Source organism: Methylomonas sp. 2BW1-5-20 (assembly GCF_052474515.1).
In genome coordinates this window covers 2,364,948-2,381,309 of sequence record NZ_CP184127.1, presented here as the reverse complement: position 1 = coordinate 2,381,309, position 16,362 = coordinate 2,364,948, and the positions used below count along the sequence as shown (strand labels likewise).

The following is a 16,362-nucleotide window of genomic DNA, read 5'->3' as shown; positions in this document are numbered from 1 at the left end:
CCCATGCGATTTTGCGATGTCCGCCGATAACAAAACCCAACCTTTAAGTGGATTAACCCTGAGCGCGATAGGCGTCGTCTTCGGCGATATCGGCACCAGCCCCTTATATGCCGTCAAGGAAGTGTTCCATGCCGGCCTAAGCACCGACATTACGCATATCCTGGGCGCGCTGTCGCTGATATTTTGGTCCCTGGTGCTGGTGGTCACCACTAAGTATGCGATTTTCATCATGCGCGCCGACAACAAGGGCGAGGGCGGCATCATGGCTTTGCTGGCCTTGGCGCTGCAAACCGCCAAGAACAATCCGCGAAAAACCCGTTTTATCGTGACCACCGGTTTAATCGGCGCGGTGTTGTTCTACGGCGATAGCATTATCACCCCGGCCATTTCGGTACTGAGCGCGGTGGAAGGTCTGCAAATCGTTGCGCCGCAGTTGGAACACTATGTGTTGCCGGCGACTTTTGCGGTCTTGGGCGCTTTGTTCCTGATTCAGTCCAGAGGCACCGAGGCCGTCGGTAAATTGTTCGCGCCGATTATGTGTGTCTGGTTTGCGGTATTGGCGCTGATGGGGGTGATTAATATTTGTCAGCAGCCCGAGGTGTTAAAGGCTGTCAATCCGTATTATGCGATCAGTTTGTTAGGTGCGCTGGGTTGGAAAGGCTTTTTAATCATGGGCTCGGTGGTGCTGGTGATTACCGGCGCCGAAGCGCTGTATGCCGATATGGGGCATTTTGGCTTGAAGCCGATACGTTATGCCTGGTTCAGCTTCGTATTCCCGGCCTTGTTGCTGAACTATTTCGGGCAAGGTGCGCTGCTGATCGGCCATCCCGATGCGATCGAAAATCCGTTCTATCTGCTGGCGCCATCCTGGGCGCTGTATCCCTTATTAATATTGTCGACTCTGGCGACGGTGATCGCCTCGCAGGCGGTGATTTCCGGCGCGTTTTCGCTGACTCGGCAGGCCATTCAATTGGGTTATTCGCCGCGCATGAACATCCTGCATACCTCCGGCGACGAAATGGGCCAGATCTATATTCCGGCCGTCAACTGGCTGTTGATGTTCTCGGTCTTTGTGCTGGTGGCGGGTTTTAAGTCGTCTACCGCACTGGCTTCCGCCTATGGCTTGGCAGTTACCGGCACCATGATTACCACGACGATATTGGCCTTCATCGTCATTTCCGAATTGTGGCGGTGGAACAAAGTCACCAGCATCCATTTTCTGTCGATTTTTTTGACGCTCGACATTTTGTACTTTCTGGCTAACAGCTTGAAAATTCCGGAAGGCGGCTGGTTGCCGTTAACGGTCGGCGCTGTATTGTTTGTGGTGATGACCACCTGGATTAACGGGCGCGAGTTGTTGGCCAGGCATATGGATGAAAAGCGGCTGATGTTCGAAGAGCTGGAGCGTAGGATTCAGGGCCGCAGTCTGGCAAAAGTACCGGGTACCGCCATTTATTTAGCTAAAAACCTGCACGGTGTGCCGCAAGTTTTACTGCACAATCTGGAGCATAACCATGTGCTGCACGAACAAATGATCGTGTTGACGATAGTCACCAAGGACGAGCCGTATATCGATGAAGCGCATCGCTTAAAAATTAGAACCTTCGGCGAGGCGGGCAATTTTTTCCGGATCAAAATGTATTTTGGCTTTCAGGAGCAGCAGGACGTGCGCCGGGCCTTGCAGTTATGCTGTCACGAAGGCTTGACCATCGATCAAAAAATGGCCTCGTTTTTTATCGGCAACGAGCGGCTCTCGTTCCGCCGCCGCAGTCCGATGCCGAAATGGCGCAGGGCGCTATTCAGATTCTTGCTGCACAATGCTTCGAGTGCGATCGAATATTTCAAAATTCCGGTCGAGCGTGTAATCGAGGTTGGGATTCGGATCGAGCTTTAGAGCCGAGGAGGGACGCGGAAGGTTTATGCAAATCTACGACTATTCAAGCTGAGGACAATGACATTCAGTTTTGCTTGAGTTCGATATGGTGTTGCCGGCATTCGCGAGGACTTAAAATATGGCACAAAATACCAAGCAAAAATTTACCTGAACCTGACGGCCGAGGTTTTAAGACTGTCCCGGCTGAACACCAATATCAAGTCGGCGGAACTATCGCTGGGAAGAAAGCGGATGCTTTCATCGCAATGTCAGGAAAATACTTACGACTTTCGGGAATGCCGTGCAAACGGAGTCCTATACGGCCACAAGGTAGAGGAAGATTTAGGTTCTATACCGGCCACGTTCACCGCATACGACAGGCAAATTAAAATTTGATTGCGTTTTAGAACCGGTAAGGTAAAAAGTTAAGCAATTTTGCCGGATATAAAAAATAACTGAATGAGTTTCCAAGGTTATTACTCACCAACGTGTGCCAAACTCGCACTTAGGTATTTTGCCGAATCAGCTGTTGCTGAATATAGCCCGCACCCATCGGCATCACGCCATGCATTTCACCGGCGTTTTCAATATCGACGCCACCTTCAACTTTCAGTTCAATGCCGGAGCGAGGCCGGCGCTGCGATGACTTCGGTGTCCGGCGAGTTAAGATTGAATGGCGGCAATCTGAACGGCGTTTATCTTTACAAGCCTTGCGACCGCGAGGGCTTTATATCATTGTGTTAGGTATTTCAAATAACCATGACCGATCTGGCGCAACCGGGTGCGCCGGAAATCACTATTTCCAAATAAGCGGGAGAATTTTTTGACCGAGACTATCGATAACAGCATGGTGATGCGCTGTGTGGCCTATCAAAAAGGCGTAGGCATCGGCGACGTGACCATCGAAGACATCAGCGAAGTTCTGCTCAATGAAGATACCTTCGTCTGGCTGGGTTTACGCGAGGCCAACACCGAGATACTGAGGAAAGTGCAGCAGGAATTCGGTCTGCATGATTTAGCCATCGAAGATGCCTGCTCGGCCCATCAGCGGCCAAAAATCGAGGAGTACGGCGATTCGCTGTTTATGGTGTTGCATACCGCCCAATTGGTTGAAAACAGCGTCGAATTTGGCGAGACGCATATCTTCATGGGACCGCGTTTTCTGGTCACGGTTCGTCACGGCGCATCGCAAACGCTGAGTAAAGTACGGGAGCGCTGCCAGGCTATGCCGCACCAACTGAGCAAGGGGCCGGGTTTTGCGTTGTATTCGATTATGGATTTTATCGTCGACAATTACATGGTGGCGATTGCCGGCTTGCAGGACCGCTTCGATTTGCTGGAGTCGGCGATTTTTCAGTACCGGCCCAGCCGGCAAACCATGGAAGACTTGTACCAGTTAAAGCGCGAGTTATTGTTACTGGAGGGAGCAATCAATCCGGTGATCGACATTTGCAACGAATTGATGCGCTTTCACGGCGGATTGATTCATAAGGATGTAAGAGTTTATTTTCGCGACATCGCCGACCATATCAAGCGTGTCGATCAAGCTATCCAGGGCATGCGCGAGATGTTACTGGCGGCGATGCAGGTGCATCTGACTTTCGAAACGGTGCGGCAGAATGAGGTGGTAAAACGCCTGGCGGGCTGGGGGGCGATTTTGGCAATACCGACCATGGTATTCAGTTGGTACGGGATGAATTTCCGGCATATGCCCGAGTTGGATTGGCCTTACAGCTATCCGCTGGTGGTCGGTGGCGTGGCGCTTTGCAGTCTGGCGCTGTATTTGCGTCTGAAACGGGCCGGCTGGCTGTAGGTCGAAGCAATGAACGGCGAGCGTCCCAATCCAGATCAATTATTGGCGCGCGTCGAACGGGAGAAGGCCAAGGCCAAGCGCGGCCGGCTGAAGATTTTTTTTGGTGCGGCGGCAGGGGTTGGGAAAAGCTTTGCGATGTTGCTGGCGGCGCGTGAGCGGCGCGCGGAAAATCTGGATGTGCTGGTCGGTTTAATCGAAACTCACGGCCGCAAGGATACCGAGGCTTTGCTGGAAGGGTTGGAAAGTTTGCCCATCCGCAAAATCGAGTACAAAGGCACCACACTGCATGAATTCGATCTGGACGCGGCTTTGAAACGGCGGCCGGCGATCATCCTGGTTGACGAACTGGCCCACACCAATGCGCCGGGCTGCCGGCATCCGAAACGCTGGCAGGACATTCGCGAATTGTTGGAAGCCGGTATCGATGTTTATACCGCGTTGAACGTGCAACACCTGGAAAGCCTGAACGACGACATCGGTCAGATTGCCGGCATTCGAGTGTGGGAAACCGTGCCGGATACGGTCTTCGAAGACGCCGACGAAGTTGAGCTGGTGGATTTGCCGCCGGACGAGTTATTGCTGCGGCTCAAGGAAGGTAAGGTCTATCTGCCGCAACAAGCGCAGCACGCCATCCAAAATTTTTTCCGCAAGGGTAATCTGATTGCATTGCGGGAGTTGGCGCTACGGCAAACGGCCAATCGCGTCGATGCGCAGATGCTGGACTACCGGGAGGACCATGCGATTCGGGAGGTTTGGCAGGTCAACGAGCGGATATTGGTCTGCATCGGTCCTAATTTGCTGGCCGAGCGGTTGGTGCGGGCCGGCAAACGCCTAGCCACCAGCCTGCGCGCCGAATGGTTGGTGGCTTATGTGGAAACGCCGGAATTGGCGCGGTTACCGGCCGATAAACGTGACGGCGTGTTACGGATTTTAAGGCTGGCGGAACAGCTAGGCGCGGAAGCGGTGACGCTAAGTGCGCCGGACATGAGTGCAGCGATCATCCGTTTTTCCCGCGAGCGTAACATCAACAAAATTGTAGTCGGCAAGCCTAGCCGGCGCGGCTGGCGGCGCTGGTTGCTGGGCTCGTTGGTGGATGCGTTAATCAGCCGTGCCCATAACATCAATATTTATCTGTTGGGCAGTCCGCAACTGGGCGAGCGCGATGCGCTGGATGCCGAATTATCGTTGCTTAAAAAAAGCTCGTTGCCCGGATTGCGGTCGCGGATACCCGCCAAAACCAGGAAACGATACAACGGTTATCTCTGGGCGATAGCGGTTACCGCTATCAGCGCAGCCTTGGGCTGGTCCATGTTTGGCCGCCTGGAGCTGGCTAATTTGGTGATGGTGTTTTTAATGGGCGTGGTATTTATTGCGACCCGCTTTGGACGCGGGCCGTCGATTTTGGCGGCGGTGTTGGGCGTGGGTGTGTTCGATGTGCTGTTCGTGCAGCCGTTTTACAGCTTTTCGGTGGCCGACAGCCAATATCTGATTACCTTGCTTGCCATGCTGGTGGTCGCCATCGTGATCAGCAATCTGATGGTTAACGTGCGTTCCCAGGCCAAGGTGGCGGCGCATCGCGAACGCCGCGCCGCCGCGCTGTATGCGATAAGCAAGGAATTGGCCGGGAGTCAGAGCGAGGAGGAAATCGTGCGGATTGCGGTGCGGCATTTACACGCCGAATTCAGTAGCCGCAATGTGATTCTGTTTCCGGATCGCAAGGGCCGGGTGAAATATCCCAAGCAAAAAGCCTTGGCGCAATCGTTGCTCGGTGCCGATATCAGCGTGGCGCAATGGGTTTTGGATCATAACCAAACCGCCGGCCAGGGCAGCAATACTTTACCGGGAGCGGCGGCGGTGTATTTTCCTATCCACGATGAAGAGCGGGTATTGGGCGTACTGGCCTTATTGCCGGTTAATTTGCGTCGGGTGTTTTTGCCGGAACAGCAGAAATTGTTGGAAACCTTTCTACGGCAAATCGGCCAGGCCGTGGCGCGGATTCGTTTTTCCGAGCAAGCGCGGCTGACGCAAATGCAAATTGAAGCGGAGCGTCTGCGCAACTCGCTGCTCAGCGCGATTTCTCACGATTTGCGCACGCCGCTGGCTACCATCGTCGGTTCCGCTAGTACTCTGGTTGAAGGCGATCAACATCTACAGCCGCACGATAAGCTGGAATTGAGCCGGGCGATTGTCGAAGAAGCCGAGCGTATGTCGAATTTGGTGAATAATATTTTGGACATGGCCCGGCTGGATGCCGGTGTGGTGGAATTGAATAAGCAATGGCATCCGGTCGAGGAGATTATCGGTACGGTTTTGACGCGCTTGCAAAAACAACTGCTGGGGCGGCGGCTCAAGGTCAAATTGCCGCCCGGTATCCCGATGGTGCATGCCGACGCGGTGATGATAGAGCAGGTGTTGATCAACCTGTTGGAAAACGCGCTACGCTACACGCCCGCCGGCAGCGATTTGGAGATTGAGGTCGAAATCGGCGCAAGCGCGGTGGAGATTGCCGTGGTCGATCATGGTCCCGGTATCCCGCAGGGAATGGAAAGTCGTTTGTTCGAGAAATTTTATCAAGCCCGTCATGAAGCCGCACAAAGCGGAGTGGGCTTGGGCTTGGCGATTTGCCGGGCCATCGTCGAAGTTCACGGCGGTCGCATTCATGCCCGCAACGGCACGGATGGTGGCGCCGTGTTCAGCTTTAGCCTGCCGCTCGATCAGCCGCCGCCAGTGATGGCGTTGGATGAAGACGAAAGATGAACATGGTTGTGGATGGAGATTTCTCGGGCATGCTCATTACCGCGGAACTCAAACTGCCAATTTATAATTTTTGCGTATTAAGCAGCTTCTTTTAATCGGTCAATCGCCTGTCGCAAAATCGTTTTCATGGCGATGCCGACATGTTGCCAGTGACCGACAATTTGGCGGCGAATACTGTTAGTCATTTGGCGTGGATATGTTTTTCCCCGCTTGTCCCGAACCAAAGCTGCTTGGTCAAGAAGCATAAAAAGCCTCGCTTCGTCTAAATTTTGCCGGAACCGTATTTATGGCAAATCACCTTTTGCCTGAGTCATATCCCATAATCAGTAGGGTAATAGGCAGCTAATTTATCGTGTAGGCTAATGTTTTTTAATGAATTTTCAATGAGGCCTGCATTTTGCTGTACCGATAACGGCCCCTTGCTATGGGGTTGTCTCGCCGGTGGCGGTTCGGCAAGGTTGAGATTGCCATTCGGGAGATTTATCAGGAAGCAGTAAATATTGAGTATCGGACTCTGGGGGGAGGACGCTCAACAACTGCTTTTACCGAAATCGTTAATCAGGAAATATTGATATGAAACATGTTAAAAAAGCTGTCGCGCAGATTTTGACCGGTACCGCATTAGTCTTGACGGCATCCCACGCCGGCGCCGTGAGCGTGAGTTCTTCGCCGGAGACATTTGCCGCAACCGGCACCATCACCGACATTAACGGGGCGACCACGACTATAGGTACCAGCTTAAATAATGCCAATGGCCATATTTATACCGTGGGCGCGTCGCAATCGGCTGTGTATCATGATTACACCACTGTTAAATCCTGGGCGGATTTGGCAATCGATTTGGGTTGGATGCATAACGTCGATTGGGTGCAAATCAACGTGACCGATTCAGGTACCTACAACATCAGAAGCCAAGTTTTGGGTTACAGAAATATCGCAACGGCCGCAGATGCGACAAATTCCGCAACCGTTCTGGATAACTCTATCCATCCGGCGTTCTCCATCTGGTCATTGGCCGGCAATACCTTCACCAGCAGCGGCTCCTCCAACAATCCAACCACGGTGCAAAGTCCTTTGGCCTATGGATACACTTCCGGCGGCAACAACAGCACAATGGGATTCAATCAAGTAGCCGCACCGTCGGCAACCAACAACAGCAAGTTTTTATTGGCTGGCGGTGTAAACGGTATTGTCGGTTATTCCAATTCCGGCGTATCCGGTTGGTATAACGGCAACGGCGACCTGGTCGGCTCAGGTTCCGCCGGCGCCTCATCGGGTACCGGCGCCAACGGTTTCCTGTATGCCGATTTAACGACCTATCTCGCGGCCGGTAGCTATCTGATCGCTTCCGGAGGCAGTTGCGTCGATGTGGTGGACTGCGGCCCTTACAGAACCAATTTGACCACCGGGGCGAAATCCTGGGGTACCGGTTGGTACGAGTTGAAAGTTGCCGCAGTGCCCGTTCCCGGCGCAGTCTGGCTGTTCGGTAGCGCCATGGCAGGCATGATCGGCTTTGGTCGCCGTAAACAAGCTTTGGCAGCCTAATCGCGCAAGTTAGGGTTAGTAGGGGTGGGAGGACAATCTTGCCCCTATTTCTATCCCAACGGCATTTGGCAACTGTTTAAGGCTAAGTACGCGCCGGTGGTTGAAAGATTGCCGGTACCGGCGCCATGACCGATTAACGCTGACCGGGCATGGGCTAAGGTTGCCTGGGTTTTGACCTTGAGCCGTTGTAAACACGCCTGCGAAAGCGACAAGCATTTTTTCGATTTATAACATGGGTAAACATTATGAAATTTCTCGCAAGATTGTTAGCCGTCCCCGGCTTGGCGAGCCTGGCTTTGGCCTCTCCGGTACAGGCCAACACCTTACTGCTTTCCGGGACGATTTTCAAAAATACCGGCGGTACGACTTTCGACACCTGGAATTTAAATTTGCAGGTTTCCGGTAGCTTTACTGTCGATGTCGGTGCCTATGAAGCCTCGCAGAACAATATTGCCACCGCCGGCTACGCTACGGCCGACATCAACGGCGACGGCGAGCTGACTTGGCTGGATCCCGACACCTATTTTTACAAAAACGACGGTCATTTGGATGCGGTCGACGCATTGGTCCGTTGCGATGACGTCGCCAATAATTGCGCGCTTTATCAAAACGGTTTGACTGCCGCGACCAGTCCCGTCGTGGTCACAACCCATTTGCAATCCGAAGCGCCAACCGACGGTTCGATTCACTTTCGCCGCGATCCGTGGTACGACGTAAACGCTTTGGCGGGCAATTATTCGCTGTTGATAGCCGATTACCGGCTCGATCCGGCCGAGGCGGCCGCCGGCATCAACCCGAGCGATAGCTTTTCGCCGCCGACCAATTATGTCAACCCGATTCTCGATCACGCCGATTACCAAATAAAACTAAGCTCCGATACCCTGAATTTTTCAATTTCCGGCAACACCATTACCGTTTCCCAGGTGCCATTGCCTGGAGCCTTCTGGTTATTCGCCAGCGCAATAGCCGGTTTGCTTGCCACGGGCCGGCGCAAATTCGCACACACTTGACTTAAAAACTACCTTGGCGGGCAAGGGCTCGTCCCTGTACGGGAAATTTCGGTTTCCCGTATTTTTTTGCCGGACGATTTTTGTTCGCGGTTCGTTCTGCGGTCCGCTGCGATTATCCGGCGCTATTAACGCCTTAAGCCGGGTAAAATGCCGCAACAGACCCATTTCCACTCATTATTTGACCGGCAATGAATCAAGCACTGTCTCAAAAAACCGGACGTAACGACCCTTGTCCATGCCGTAGCGGCAAAAAATACAAGCATTGTTGTGCCGCGTATGCGGCCGTCGATCCGGCAGGCGCCGATGTCGAGCTGCAGCATTTGCTGGAAAGCGCGCGTAATCATGCCTACCGGCAAGGCAATTTTGCCGCCGCCGAGCAATGCTATCGCGACGTGCTGGCGATTAAGCCTAATAATGTCGAGGCTTTGGCTGGCGTCGGACAAGGTTTGTGTTGGCGGCATCGGCGCGCGGCAGGCCGGCAATATTTGGTGAAGGCGGCCAAGCAGATGCTACGCCGTGCGGAAAAAACAGAAGGCCGGGTATTGCTGGAATTGGCGGAACAACTGCAAATGTGGGGCGATTTGGATGTGGCGCTACAATTGGCCAGGGCGGCGGTCAAGCGCATGCCGGAAAATCCGTCGGCCCAATTCGGCCTGGCGGCCTGCTTGCATCGCCTGAATCACGCAGACCAAGCCATCGCGGTCTTGAGTAAAGTGTTGACCTTAATCCCCCAAGATGCCGGATGCCAAATTTTGATGGCGATACTGGAGTTCGACAAAAAGCAGTATGTCGAAGCGCGGCACCGATTGGAACGGGTGTTGGCCAGCGAAACCGATCCGAAACAACTGGCGCGGGCCAGCTTGGAATTGTCCAAGGTTTACGACAAGCAGCGGGATTATGCCGCCGCATTTGCGATGTTAAGCAAGGCCGGTACGCTAAATGCGCAATTGCCGGAAACTCGGCAGATCGATGCCGACTATATTTTCAATAAAATCGCCTTATTTAAACACGGTTACGACGACGGTCTGCTAAAACGCTGGTCGGCCGCGGATTTTGCGGACGATTTGCCGGTGCCGGTGTTTTTAATCGGATTTTTACGCTCCGGAACGACGCTTACCGAGCAGGTATTGGCGGCGCATCCGGAGGTATTGACATCGGATGAGAATCAGCTGATCGAGGAAGTGCTGGCCGAATTGGCCGCGATCACCGGGATTCAACACAATCCGCCCGAGGCCTTGCGCTGTCTGGATATTGATCAGGCTCGACGCCTGCGTCGTTTCTACTGGCAACGCGTAAGCGAAGAATTTACTCCGGCGGCTTTGCAAAAGCGTTTTGTGAATAAAGTAGCGTTGAACAGCATCGAAACCGGCTTAATCAGTTCCCTGTTTCCGGAAGCTAAAATCCTGTTTGCATTGCGCGATCCGCGCGATATTTGTTTGAGTTGCGCGATGCAGTCTTTTACCGCGTCTCCGGCCACGGTGAACTTGAGCTCTTGGCAGGGTATCGCCAAACAATATGCCGCGGTAATGGATTTGTGGCTGAATTTAAGGGAGCGAATTGCCCCCGAATATCTGGAATTGCGTTACGAAGATGTAGTTGGCGATTTTGAAACCAGCTTCCGCCGGGTGTTTGCTTTACTAAATGTAGCCTGGGATCCGCGAGTGATTCAATATCATGAAAAGGCGGCGGGCCGCTACGTTGCGACTCCGAGTTTTGCTGCGGTATCCCAGCCATTATACAATTCGGCCGTAGCGCGCTGGCAGGGCTATGTCGAATATTTTCAGCCAATCATGCCGGTGCTCGCCCCCTATATCGAAGCATTCGGTTACCGATAGTTTTTACATTATCGGCTCGGTTCGCTTAGCAGTCCGGGCCGATTTTTCCCGGCATCAAACTAAGTTGGAGTGTTGTTACGGCAACAGTTGCTTTAGCTTTGTATATCTCATTATTAGATTTACATTTCTATATATATCGTTTTCAATCGTTTTCCGGCTTTCTTATCATGCCGTCCATGGTCACCGGTGTTTGCTTGTGACTCTACATCATCAACCCAAGGTAACCCACCAAACCAGAGGAGGCTATATGGCGATTGAACTCAACAGCCATGCTGTCAAGCAGGGCGACAACAAGGAAATCGCCTTGCAAATCGCATCGATATTGCAAGGTATCCGTTTCGGCTCGGTCGAAGTCGTCGTTCATGACGGACGGGTCGTGCAAATTGATAAACGAGAGCGGTTTCGGCTCGGTCCCCAAAAAGAGTCCGCATAGACAATAAGGCTATTTCCTAACGGATTAAGATCGCTCTGCTATTTTTATCCGTTAAGCCGCCCGGCCCATGGATGGGGCGGAGTGGCAAGGCTTGTTTTATAAACAAGAAATCAAATCCCTAACCCATAAGTAAAAACATGAAACGTCACTTATTCAATTCGGTGTCGGCATCGGGCGCCCTAGGTCTGATACTGGCATGGTCAGGTTCGGCGGCTGCCGAGGATTATTACGTAAAAACCAAAGGCTATCGGGTCGAGCCGGAGCCGGATCCGCCCAGCTATGTGCGTAATTTAAGCAAAACGCAGTTCGAGCAATTTCGCGACGTGAAATGGCTGGATGTGGGGCTGGATTTTCGCACCCGTTACGAATACCGGGAGAACGACTACCGTCCGACCGGCAGCCGCTTCAAAAACGATCCGGATAACGTTTGGTTGTTGCGGACTCGGGCTTATATCGGTATCCATGACATTCTTGACCCGTTCCGCTTCGTGGTGGAGGCGCAAGACTCGCGCAGTTACAACAGTTTGTACCCCAAGACCAGTCAGGACGTTAACGAATTCGATCTGATTCAGGGCTACGGTGAGTTGTATTTTGAAAATGCCTTGGGTCACAACCGGCCGCTGAGTATTCGCGCTGGCCGCCAGAGCTTGGAACTGTTGGATAGGCGTTTGATCGGTAACAACCAGTTCCGCAACACGACCAATAACTTCGAAGGTTATCGGGTGCGTTTCGGCAAAAAGCAAAACAACTGGGATTTGGATACCTTTGCGCTGCAGCCTGTCGATCGAATCATGAACGAATTCGACCAACCCGACGAAGATACCTGGATTTACGGTGCGGTGTTGAGCATAAAACAGTGGTCGGAGTTTGTAACGATTCAACCGTATTTTTTGGGTAGAAAAGTGGACGGCGACCCTTTGAACCGGGTCAGCGCCAATCGTAAAGCGGATATGGATATTTATGCGCCTGGCCTACGGGTTTACGGTGTGGTTCCCGATACCGGGTTCGACTACGATACCGATATCAACAAGCAATTCGGTCGTTTTGGCAAGCTGGATGCCACTAAACGTAATGGAGAGGTATTGCAACAGGACGATGCGATCGCGTACTCCCTGGAATTGGGGTACAGCTTCGATCACGACTGGAAACCCAGGGCTAGCGCTTATTACGGTTATGGCTCGGGTGACAAAAGTTCCAGCGACAGCACTAACCAGAATTTTGATGTGTTTTACGGATTCAATCAGCCCTGGTCGCGTAACGATTATTTTTCATGGAATAACATCCACGCGCCCAAAGTCCGCTTGGAGTTTACGCCCTATAAGGATGTGCAAATCGATACCGGTTACAACGCCTATTGGATGGCCAGCGACGGCGGCGGCTGGAACCGCGCCGGCTTAACCAAGGCAAACGGCAAGACCTTTTTGGGGCATGAATTCGATATTCGCTTACGCCATAAACTCAACCCCTATGTGGACTGGAGTTTAAGCTATGCGCGCTTTACGCCGGGCGATTACACCACGTCGCAAAACGGCGTTCTGCAATCGGCAACGGCAACCGGCGCGCCGTTTACCAACGAGCCGAGCAACTTCTTCTATTTCGAAGTCTCGCTCAACGCGTTTGGCGACGGTAAGCCTACCTATAAGTAGAGCATTGCAAGGTGCCGGGATTTTTCATCCGCATCCCGGCCTTGCTCGAAATGCAGCGTGGCTGATGCCATAGGAAACGCGAGATGTATTTGAGGCGTTATTGCTAAACGCCGGGGCTATTTCCGGCATTTAGTATCTAATTATTAGATATTAAATTCTAAATATATCGTTTTTATTGTTTAATTGCTTTGCATAACATAAATATCGTGGCCAAACAAAACCGAGCTTGCCGCGAGATTAACCCGATAATTACTTTTCAGGAGCAACCATGAAATTATCTCAATCAGTAAAGCCTTTACTATTCGGCATCGCGCTGGCCTTAAGCGGCAATGCGATGGCGGAAAGAACTCTGCTGAACGTATCTTACGACCCGACCCGCGAGTTGTATAAAGAATACAACCAGTTATTTACTAAATACTGGAAAGGCAAAACCGGCGAAGATGTGACCATTCAGCAGTCGCACGGCGGCGGCGGCAAGCAAACCCGAGCCGTTATCGACGGTCTGGAAGCGGATGTCGTGACCTTGGCGCTATCCGGCGATATCGATCAGATCGCTGAGAAAGCCAACTTGTTGCCTAAGGATTGGCAAACCAAATTACCTAACAACAGCTTACCTTATACCTCGACCATCGTGTTTCTGGTTCGCAAAGGCAATCCGAAAGCCATTAAAAACTGGGACGATCTGGTAAAAGAAGGCGTATCGGTAATTACCCCCAATCCAAAAACCTCGGGCGGCGCACGTTACAATTATCTGGCGGCCTGGGCCTTTGCGGAAAAGAAAGACGGCAGCAAGGACGCCGCCAAGGCTTTCCTGACCAAGTTGTTTAAAAACGTGCCGGTACTGGATTCCGGCGCGCGCGGCTCCACCACGACCTTTGCCGAACGCGAAATCGGCGATGTGCTGATCACTTGGGAAAACGAAGCCTATCTGGTGTTGAAGGAATTCGGCGCGGATAAGTTCGAAGTCGTCACCCCGCCGTTCAGCATCCTGGCCGAGCCGCCGGTGGCCGTGATCGAAACGGTTGCTAAAAAGAACGGTACGCAAGATTTGGCGGTCGAGTACTTGAAATATCTGTACACCAAGGAAGCCCAAGATATTATCGCCAAAAACTTCTATCGCCCTACAGATAAGGAAGTGGCTGCGAAATATGCCAAGCAATTTCCAAACTTGGAATTGGTTAGCGTAGGTCAATTGGGTGGCTGGGGCGCAATCCAAAAGGAACATTTCGACGATAACGGCGTGTTCGACAAGATATACGGACGTTAAGTCCAGTTAGATGGCGGAGGGTGTAGCGATGGTGGAAAATACAATCGAATTGATTCGGGAAGATCTGGAACGCGCTTTGTATCTGGATCTGGACGAATTCAAACTGGAAATTGAGCAACAGGAAGTGCTGAGCCGGTTTATCGGGCTGCGCATGCGCAGCGAGTTTCAACCGATATTCGATGCCGGCAAGTCCGAGGGCTTGCTGGGCTACGAAGCCTTGCTACGCACTTCCACCGGTCTGGAAGCTGTGAGTCCGGACTTTGCATTCAGTTGGGCCGACAATCAGGGCAGGTTGGTGAAGTTGGATCGGGTGGCCAGAACCTTGCACATGCTGAACTATCTGAATTTGCCGGCGGATAAGGGATTGTTGTTTTTGAATGTACATCCCAAGTTGCTGGTTAGCGTGAATACGCACGGCAAGGTGTTCGAGCACATTTTGCATCTGCATTCCGTGCCGACCACGCAGGTGGTGTTGGAAATCATGGAAAACGCGGTGGAAGCCGATCAACAGTTGCTGGAAGCCGTGGAAAATTATCGCGATCGCGGTTTTCAGGTGGCAATCGATAATTTCGGCAGCCGGCATTCCAATTTGGATAGGTTGTGGCGGCTGTCGCCCAGTTTTGTGAAGCTGGATTTAAGCATCATTCATCAGGCGCAAACCGATGCCAAAATCCGGCGGGTGTTGCCAAAATTGATCGAAATCGTCCATGCCCTTGGGGCGCAGGCCATTATCGAAGGCATCGAAAATGAAGTGCAGCTGGATATCGCCCTGGATGCCGGCGGCAAATTATTACAAGGCTATTTTCTGGGCAGACCGGCACCGGCCGCCCATTGGAACAAACCCAGACACTTGCATCAGGACAACCCGTTAATGCCCGGCGCGCCGCATCATTTCGGCAGTTTCAGCGTCGCCGCCCAGCACGGGATGTAAGCTCTAGCGGCGAATTAAATCGCCGCCAAGCCTAATGGCAGCGTTTGCCGGCTTCGACGGGGTCTAGGTATTGCGGCCGCTGCTAGTCAAGGCCGGCCGCAATAAGCAATCCGTGTGAGGTTCTCTCCTGTGGCAATCCTGCTAACCCCGCTGTTAAGGCGGGTTTTTTTTGGGCGCCGACAGCGCGTCCGCCGCCTCGGTTTGGATAAATAATCCGCTGCCGGTCGCCTAACCGCGTTTAAGGCCTACACTAAGTCTGTCGTTCTTTCAGAGGAAAACCGCATGCCGTCCTGGTTCCCGGACAATTCGTTATCGATAGGCCGTACGCCCCTGGTACGGCTGAATCACATCAGCCGCGGATTGCAGGCGACGCTGCTAGCCAAGATCGAAGGCCGCAATCCGTCTTATTCGGTGAAGTGCCGGGTCGGTGCGGCGATGGTGTGGGCGGCCGAACGTCAAGGCTTATTGACGCCAGGCAAGACTTTACTGGAAGCCACCAGCGGCAATTCCGGGATTGCGTTGGCTGCCGTGGCTGCCGCGCGCGGTATACCCATTACCTTGACCATGCCGGACAATATGAGCGCGGAACGCCGCAAATTACTGCTGGCTTACGGCGCCGAGCTGTTGTTGACCGACGGCGCGTTGGGCATGCAGGCGGCGGTCCGGAAAGCCGAGGCTATCGCCGAGGCCGACCCCGAACGCTATTTGTTGCTGGAGCAATTTAAAAATCCGGCCAATCCGGCGATACACGAGCAAACCACCGGCCCGGAAATCTGGCGCGATAGCGGCGGCATAGTCGATATTTTCGTGGCGGGCGTTGGCACCGGCGGTACGATTACCGGCGTGTCGCGTTATCTGAAACGCAGTTGCGGCAAGCCGGTAATCAGCGTTGCCGTCGAACCGGCCGGCAGTCCGGTATTAAGCCAGACTCGCGCCGGTCTGCCGCTGCAAGCCGCCGCGCACAGAATTCAGGGCATAGGCGCCGGCTTCGTCCCCAGGAATTTGGACTTTTCGTTGATCGATCTGATCGAGCCGGTTGAGGACGACGAAGCGATAGCCTATGCCCGGCGTTTAGCCAGGGAAGAGGGTATCTTGGCCGGTATTTCCAGCGGCGCGGCGGTAGCGGCGGCAGTTAGGCTGGCTAAATACCCGGAACACGCCGGCAAGACAATTGTCATGGTGTTGCCGGATTCCGGCGAACGATATTTGAGTTCGGCGTTGTTTGCGGCTTAGCCGCGGCAATTTAACCGCT

At 53.0% G+C, this 16,362-nt stretch carries 13 protein-coding genes; 12 read left to right on the top strand and 1 reads right to left on the bottom strand.

All coding sequences use genetic code 11. From position 1 onward, the window contains the following. Window positions 1-16: 16 nt before the first annotated feature. The 4 genes from ACH50O_RS10780 to ACH50O_RS10765 all read left to right on the top strand — a co-directional run bounded on the left by ACH50O_RS10780 (window position 17) and on the right by ACH50O_RS10765 (window position 6,443). Window positions 17-1,894 (top strand): potassium transporter Kup, encoded by a 1,878-nt coding sequence (locus ACH50O_RS10780; RefSeq protein ID WP_446812012.1) that lies wholly within the window; start codon window positions 17-19, stop codon window positions 1,892-1,894. 469 nt (window positions 1,895-2,363) lie between these two features. Next, complete coding sequence (locus ACH50O_RS10775; protein ID WP_446812011.1) at window positions 2,364-2,519, top strand: hypothetical protein; 156 nt, start codon at window positions 2,364-2,366, stop codon at window positions 2,517-2,519. 177 nt (window positions 2,520-2,696) lie between these two features. Next, a complete protein-coding gene (gene corA / locus ACH50O_RS10770; protein WP_446812010.1) occupies window positions 2,697-3,686 on the top strand; it encodes a magnesium/cobalt transporter CorA in 990 nt (329 codons plus the stop codon). A 9-nt stretch (window positions 3,687-3,695) separates the two neighbouring features. After that, on the top strand, window positions 3,696-6,443 hold the full coding sequence (locus tag ACH50O_RS10765) for a DUF4118 domain-containing protein (protein ID WP_446812009.1): 2,748 nt from the start codon (window positions 3,696-3,698) through the stop codon (window positions 6,441-6,443). A 77-nt stretch (window positions 6,444-6,520) separates the two neighbouring features. Here ACH50O_RS10765 and ACH50O_RS10760 read toward each other — a convergent pair whose 3' ends face one another. Further along, the gene (locus tag ACH50O_RS10760) at window positions 6,521-6,688 is read right to left on the bottom strand and encodes a hypothetical protein (protein WP_446812008.1); all 168 of its coding nucleotides are present in this window, start codon (window positions 6,686-6,688) and stop codon (window positions 6,521-6,523) included. A 328-nt stretch (window positions 6,689-7,016) separates the two neighbouring features. Between ACH50O_RS10760 and ACH50O_RS10755 the strand changes: the two genes are divergently transcribed. The 8 genes from ACH50O_RS10755 (at window position 7,017) to cysK (ending at window position 16,343) form a co-directional block, all read left to right on the top strand. Then, window positions 7,017-7,988 (top strand): hypothetical protein, encoded by a 972-nt coding sequence (locus ACH50O_RS10755; protein ID WP_446812007.1) that lies wholly within the window; start codon window positions 7,017-7,019, stop codon window positions 7,986-7,988. Between the two features lie 245 nt (window positions 7,989-8,233). Next, the gene (locus ACH50O_RS10750; protein WP_446812006.1) at window positions 8,234-8,998 is read left to right on the top strand and encodes a hypothetical protein; all 765 of its coding nucleotides are present in this window, start codon (window positions 8,234-8,236) and stop codon (window positions 8,996-8,998) included. A 188-nt stretch (window positions 8,999-9,186) separates the two neighbouring features. Next, the gene (locus ACH50O_RS10745) at window positions 9,187-10,833 is read left to right on the top strand and encodes a sulfotransferase (protein WP_446812005.1); all 1,647 of its coding nucleotides are present in this window, start codon (window positions 9,187-9,189) and stop codon (window positions 10,831-10,833) included. A 247-nt stretch (window positions 10,834-11,080) separates the two neighbouring features. Beyond that, entirely contained in the window at window positions 11,081-11,266 is a 186-nt protein-coding gene (locus ACH50O_RS10740) for a YezD family protein (protein ID WP_446812004.1), read from the top strand. A gap of 137 nt (window positions 11,267-11,403) precedes the next feature. Then, on the top strand, window positions 11,404-12,912 hold the full coding sequence (locus ACH50O_RS10735) for an alginate export family protein (RefSeq protein WP_446812003.1): 1,509 nt from the start codon (window positions 11,404-11,406) through the stop codon (window positions 12,910-12,912). 268 nt (window positions 12,913-13,180) lie between these two features. Continuing rightward, window positions 13,181-14,179, top strand: coding sequence for a sulfate ABC transporter substrate-binding protein (locus ACH50O_RS10730; protein WP_446812002.1), 999 nt, complete (start codon window positions 13,181-13,183; stop codon window positions 14,177-14,179). A gap of 28 nt (window positions 14,180-14,207) precedes the next feature. Then, entirely contained in the window at window positions 14,208-15,110 is a 903-nt protein-coding gene (locus tag ACH50O_RS10725; protein WP_446812001.1) for an EAL domain-containing protein, read from the top strand. A gap of 282 nt (window positions 15,111-15,392) precedes the next feature. Then, window positions 15,393-16,343, top strand: a complete 951-nt coding sequence (gene cysK / locus ACH50O_RS10720; RefSeq protein WP_446812000.1) for a cysteine synthase A — start codon at window positions 15,393-15,395, stop codon at window positions 16,341-16,343. The last annotated feature ends 19 nt before the right edge of the window (window positions 16,344-16,362 follow it).

What these genes read in the sequence shown, in the direction of transcription:
- ACH50O_RS10750 (WP_446812006.1), top strand. Translation starts at nt 8,234, where the DNA reads ATGAAATTTCTCGCAAGATTGTTAGCCGTCCCCGGCTTGGCGAGCCTG.
- cysK (WP_446812000.1), top strand. Translation starts at nt 15,393, where the DNA reads ATGCCGTCCTGGTTCCCGGACAATTCGTTATCGATAGGCCGTACGCCC.
- ACH50O_RS10780 (WP_446812012.1), top strand. Translation starts at nt 17, where the DNA reads ATGTCCGCCGATAACAAAACCCAACCTTTAAGTGGATTAACCCTGAGC.
- ACH50O_RS10745 (WP_446812005.1), top strand. Translation starts at nt 9,187, where the DNA reads ATGAATCAAGCACTGTCTCAAAAAACCGGACGTAACGACCCTTGTCCA.
- ACH50O_RS10725 (WP_446812001.1), top strand. Translation starts at nt 14,208, where the DNA reads ATGGTGGAAAATACAATCGAATTGATTCGGGAAGATCTGGAACGCGCT.
- ACH50O_RS10735 (WP_446812003.1), top strand. Translation starts at nt 11,404, where the DNA reads ATGAAACGTCACTTATTCAATTCGGTGTCGGCATCGGGCGCCCTAGGT.
- ACH50O_RS10755 (WP_446812007.1), top strand. Translation starts at nt 7,017, where the DNA reads ATGAAACATGTTAAAAAAGCTGTCGCGCAGATTTTGACCGGTACCGCA.
- ACH50O_RS10730 (WP_446812002.1), top strand. Translation starts at nt 13,181, where the DNA reads ATGAAATTATCTCAATCAGTAAAGCCTTTACTATTCGGCATCGCGCTG.
- ACH50O_RS10760 (WP_446812008.1), bottom strand. Translation starts at nt 6,688, where the DNA reads ATGCTTCTTGACCAAGCAGCTTTGGTTCGGGACAAGCGGGGAAAAACA.
- ACH50O_RS10765 (WP_446812009.1), top strand. Translation starts at nt 3,696, where the DNA reads ATGAACGGCGAGCGTCCCAATCCAGATCAATTATTGGCGCGCGTCGAA.
- ACH50O_RS10740 (WP_446812004.1), top strand. Translation starts at nt 11,081, where the DNA reads ATGGCGATTGAACTCAACAGCCATGCTGTCAAGCAGGGCGACAACAAG.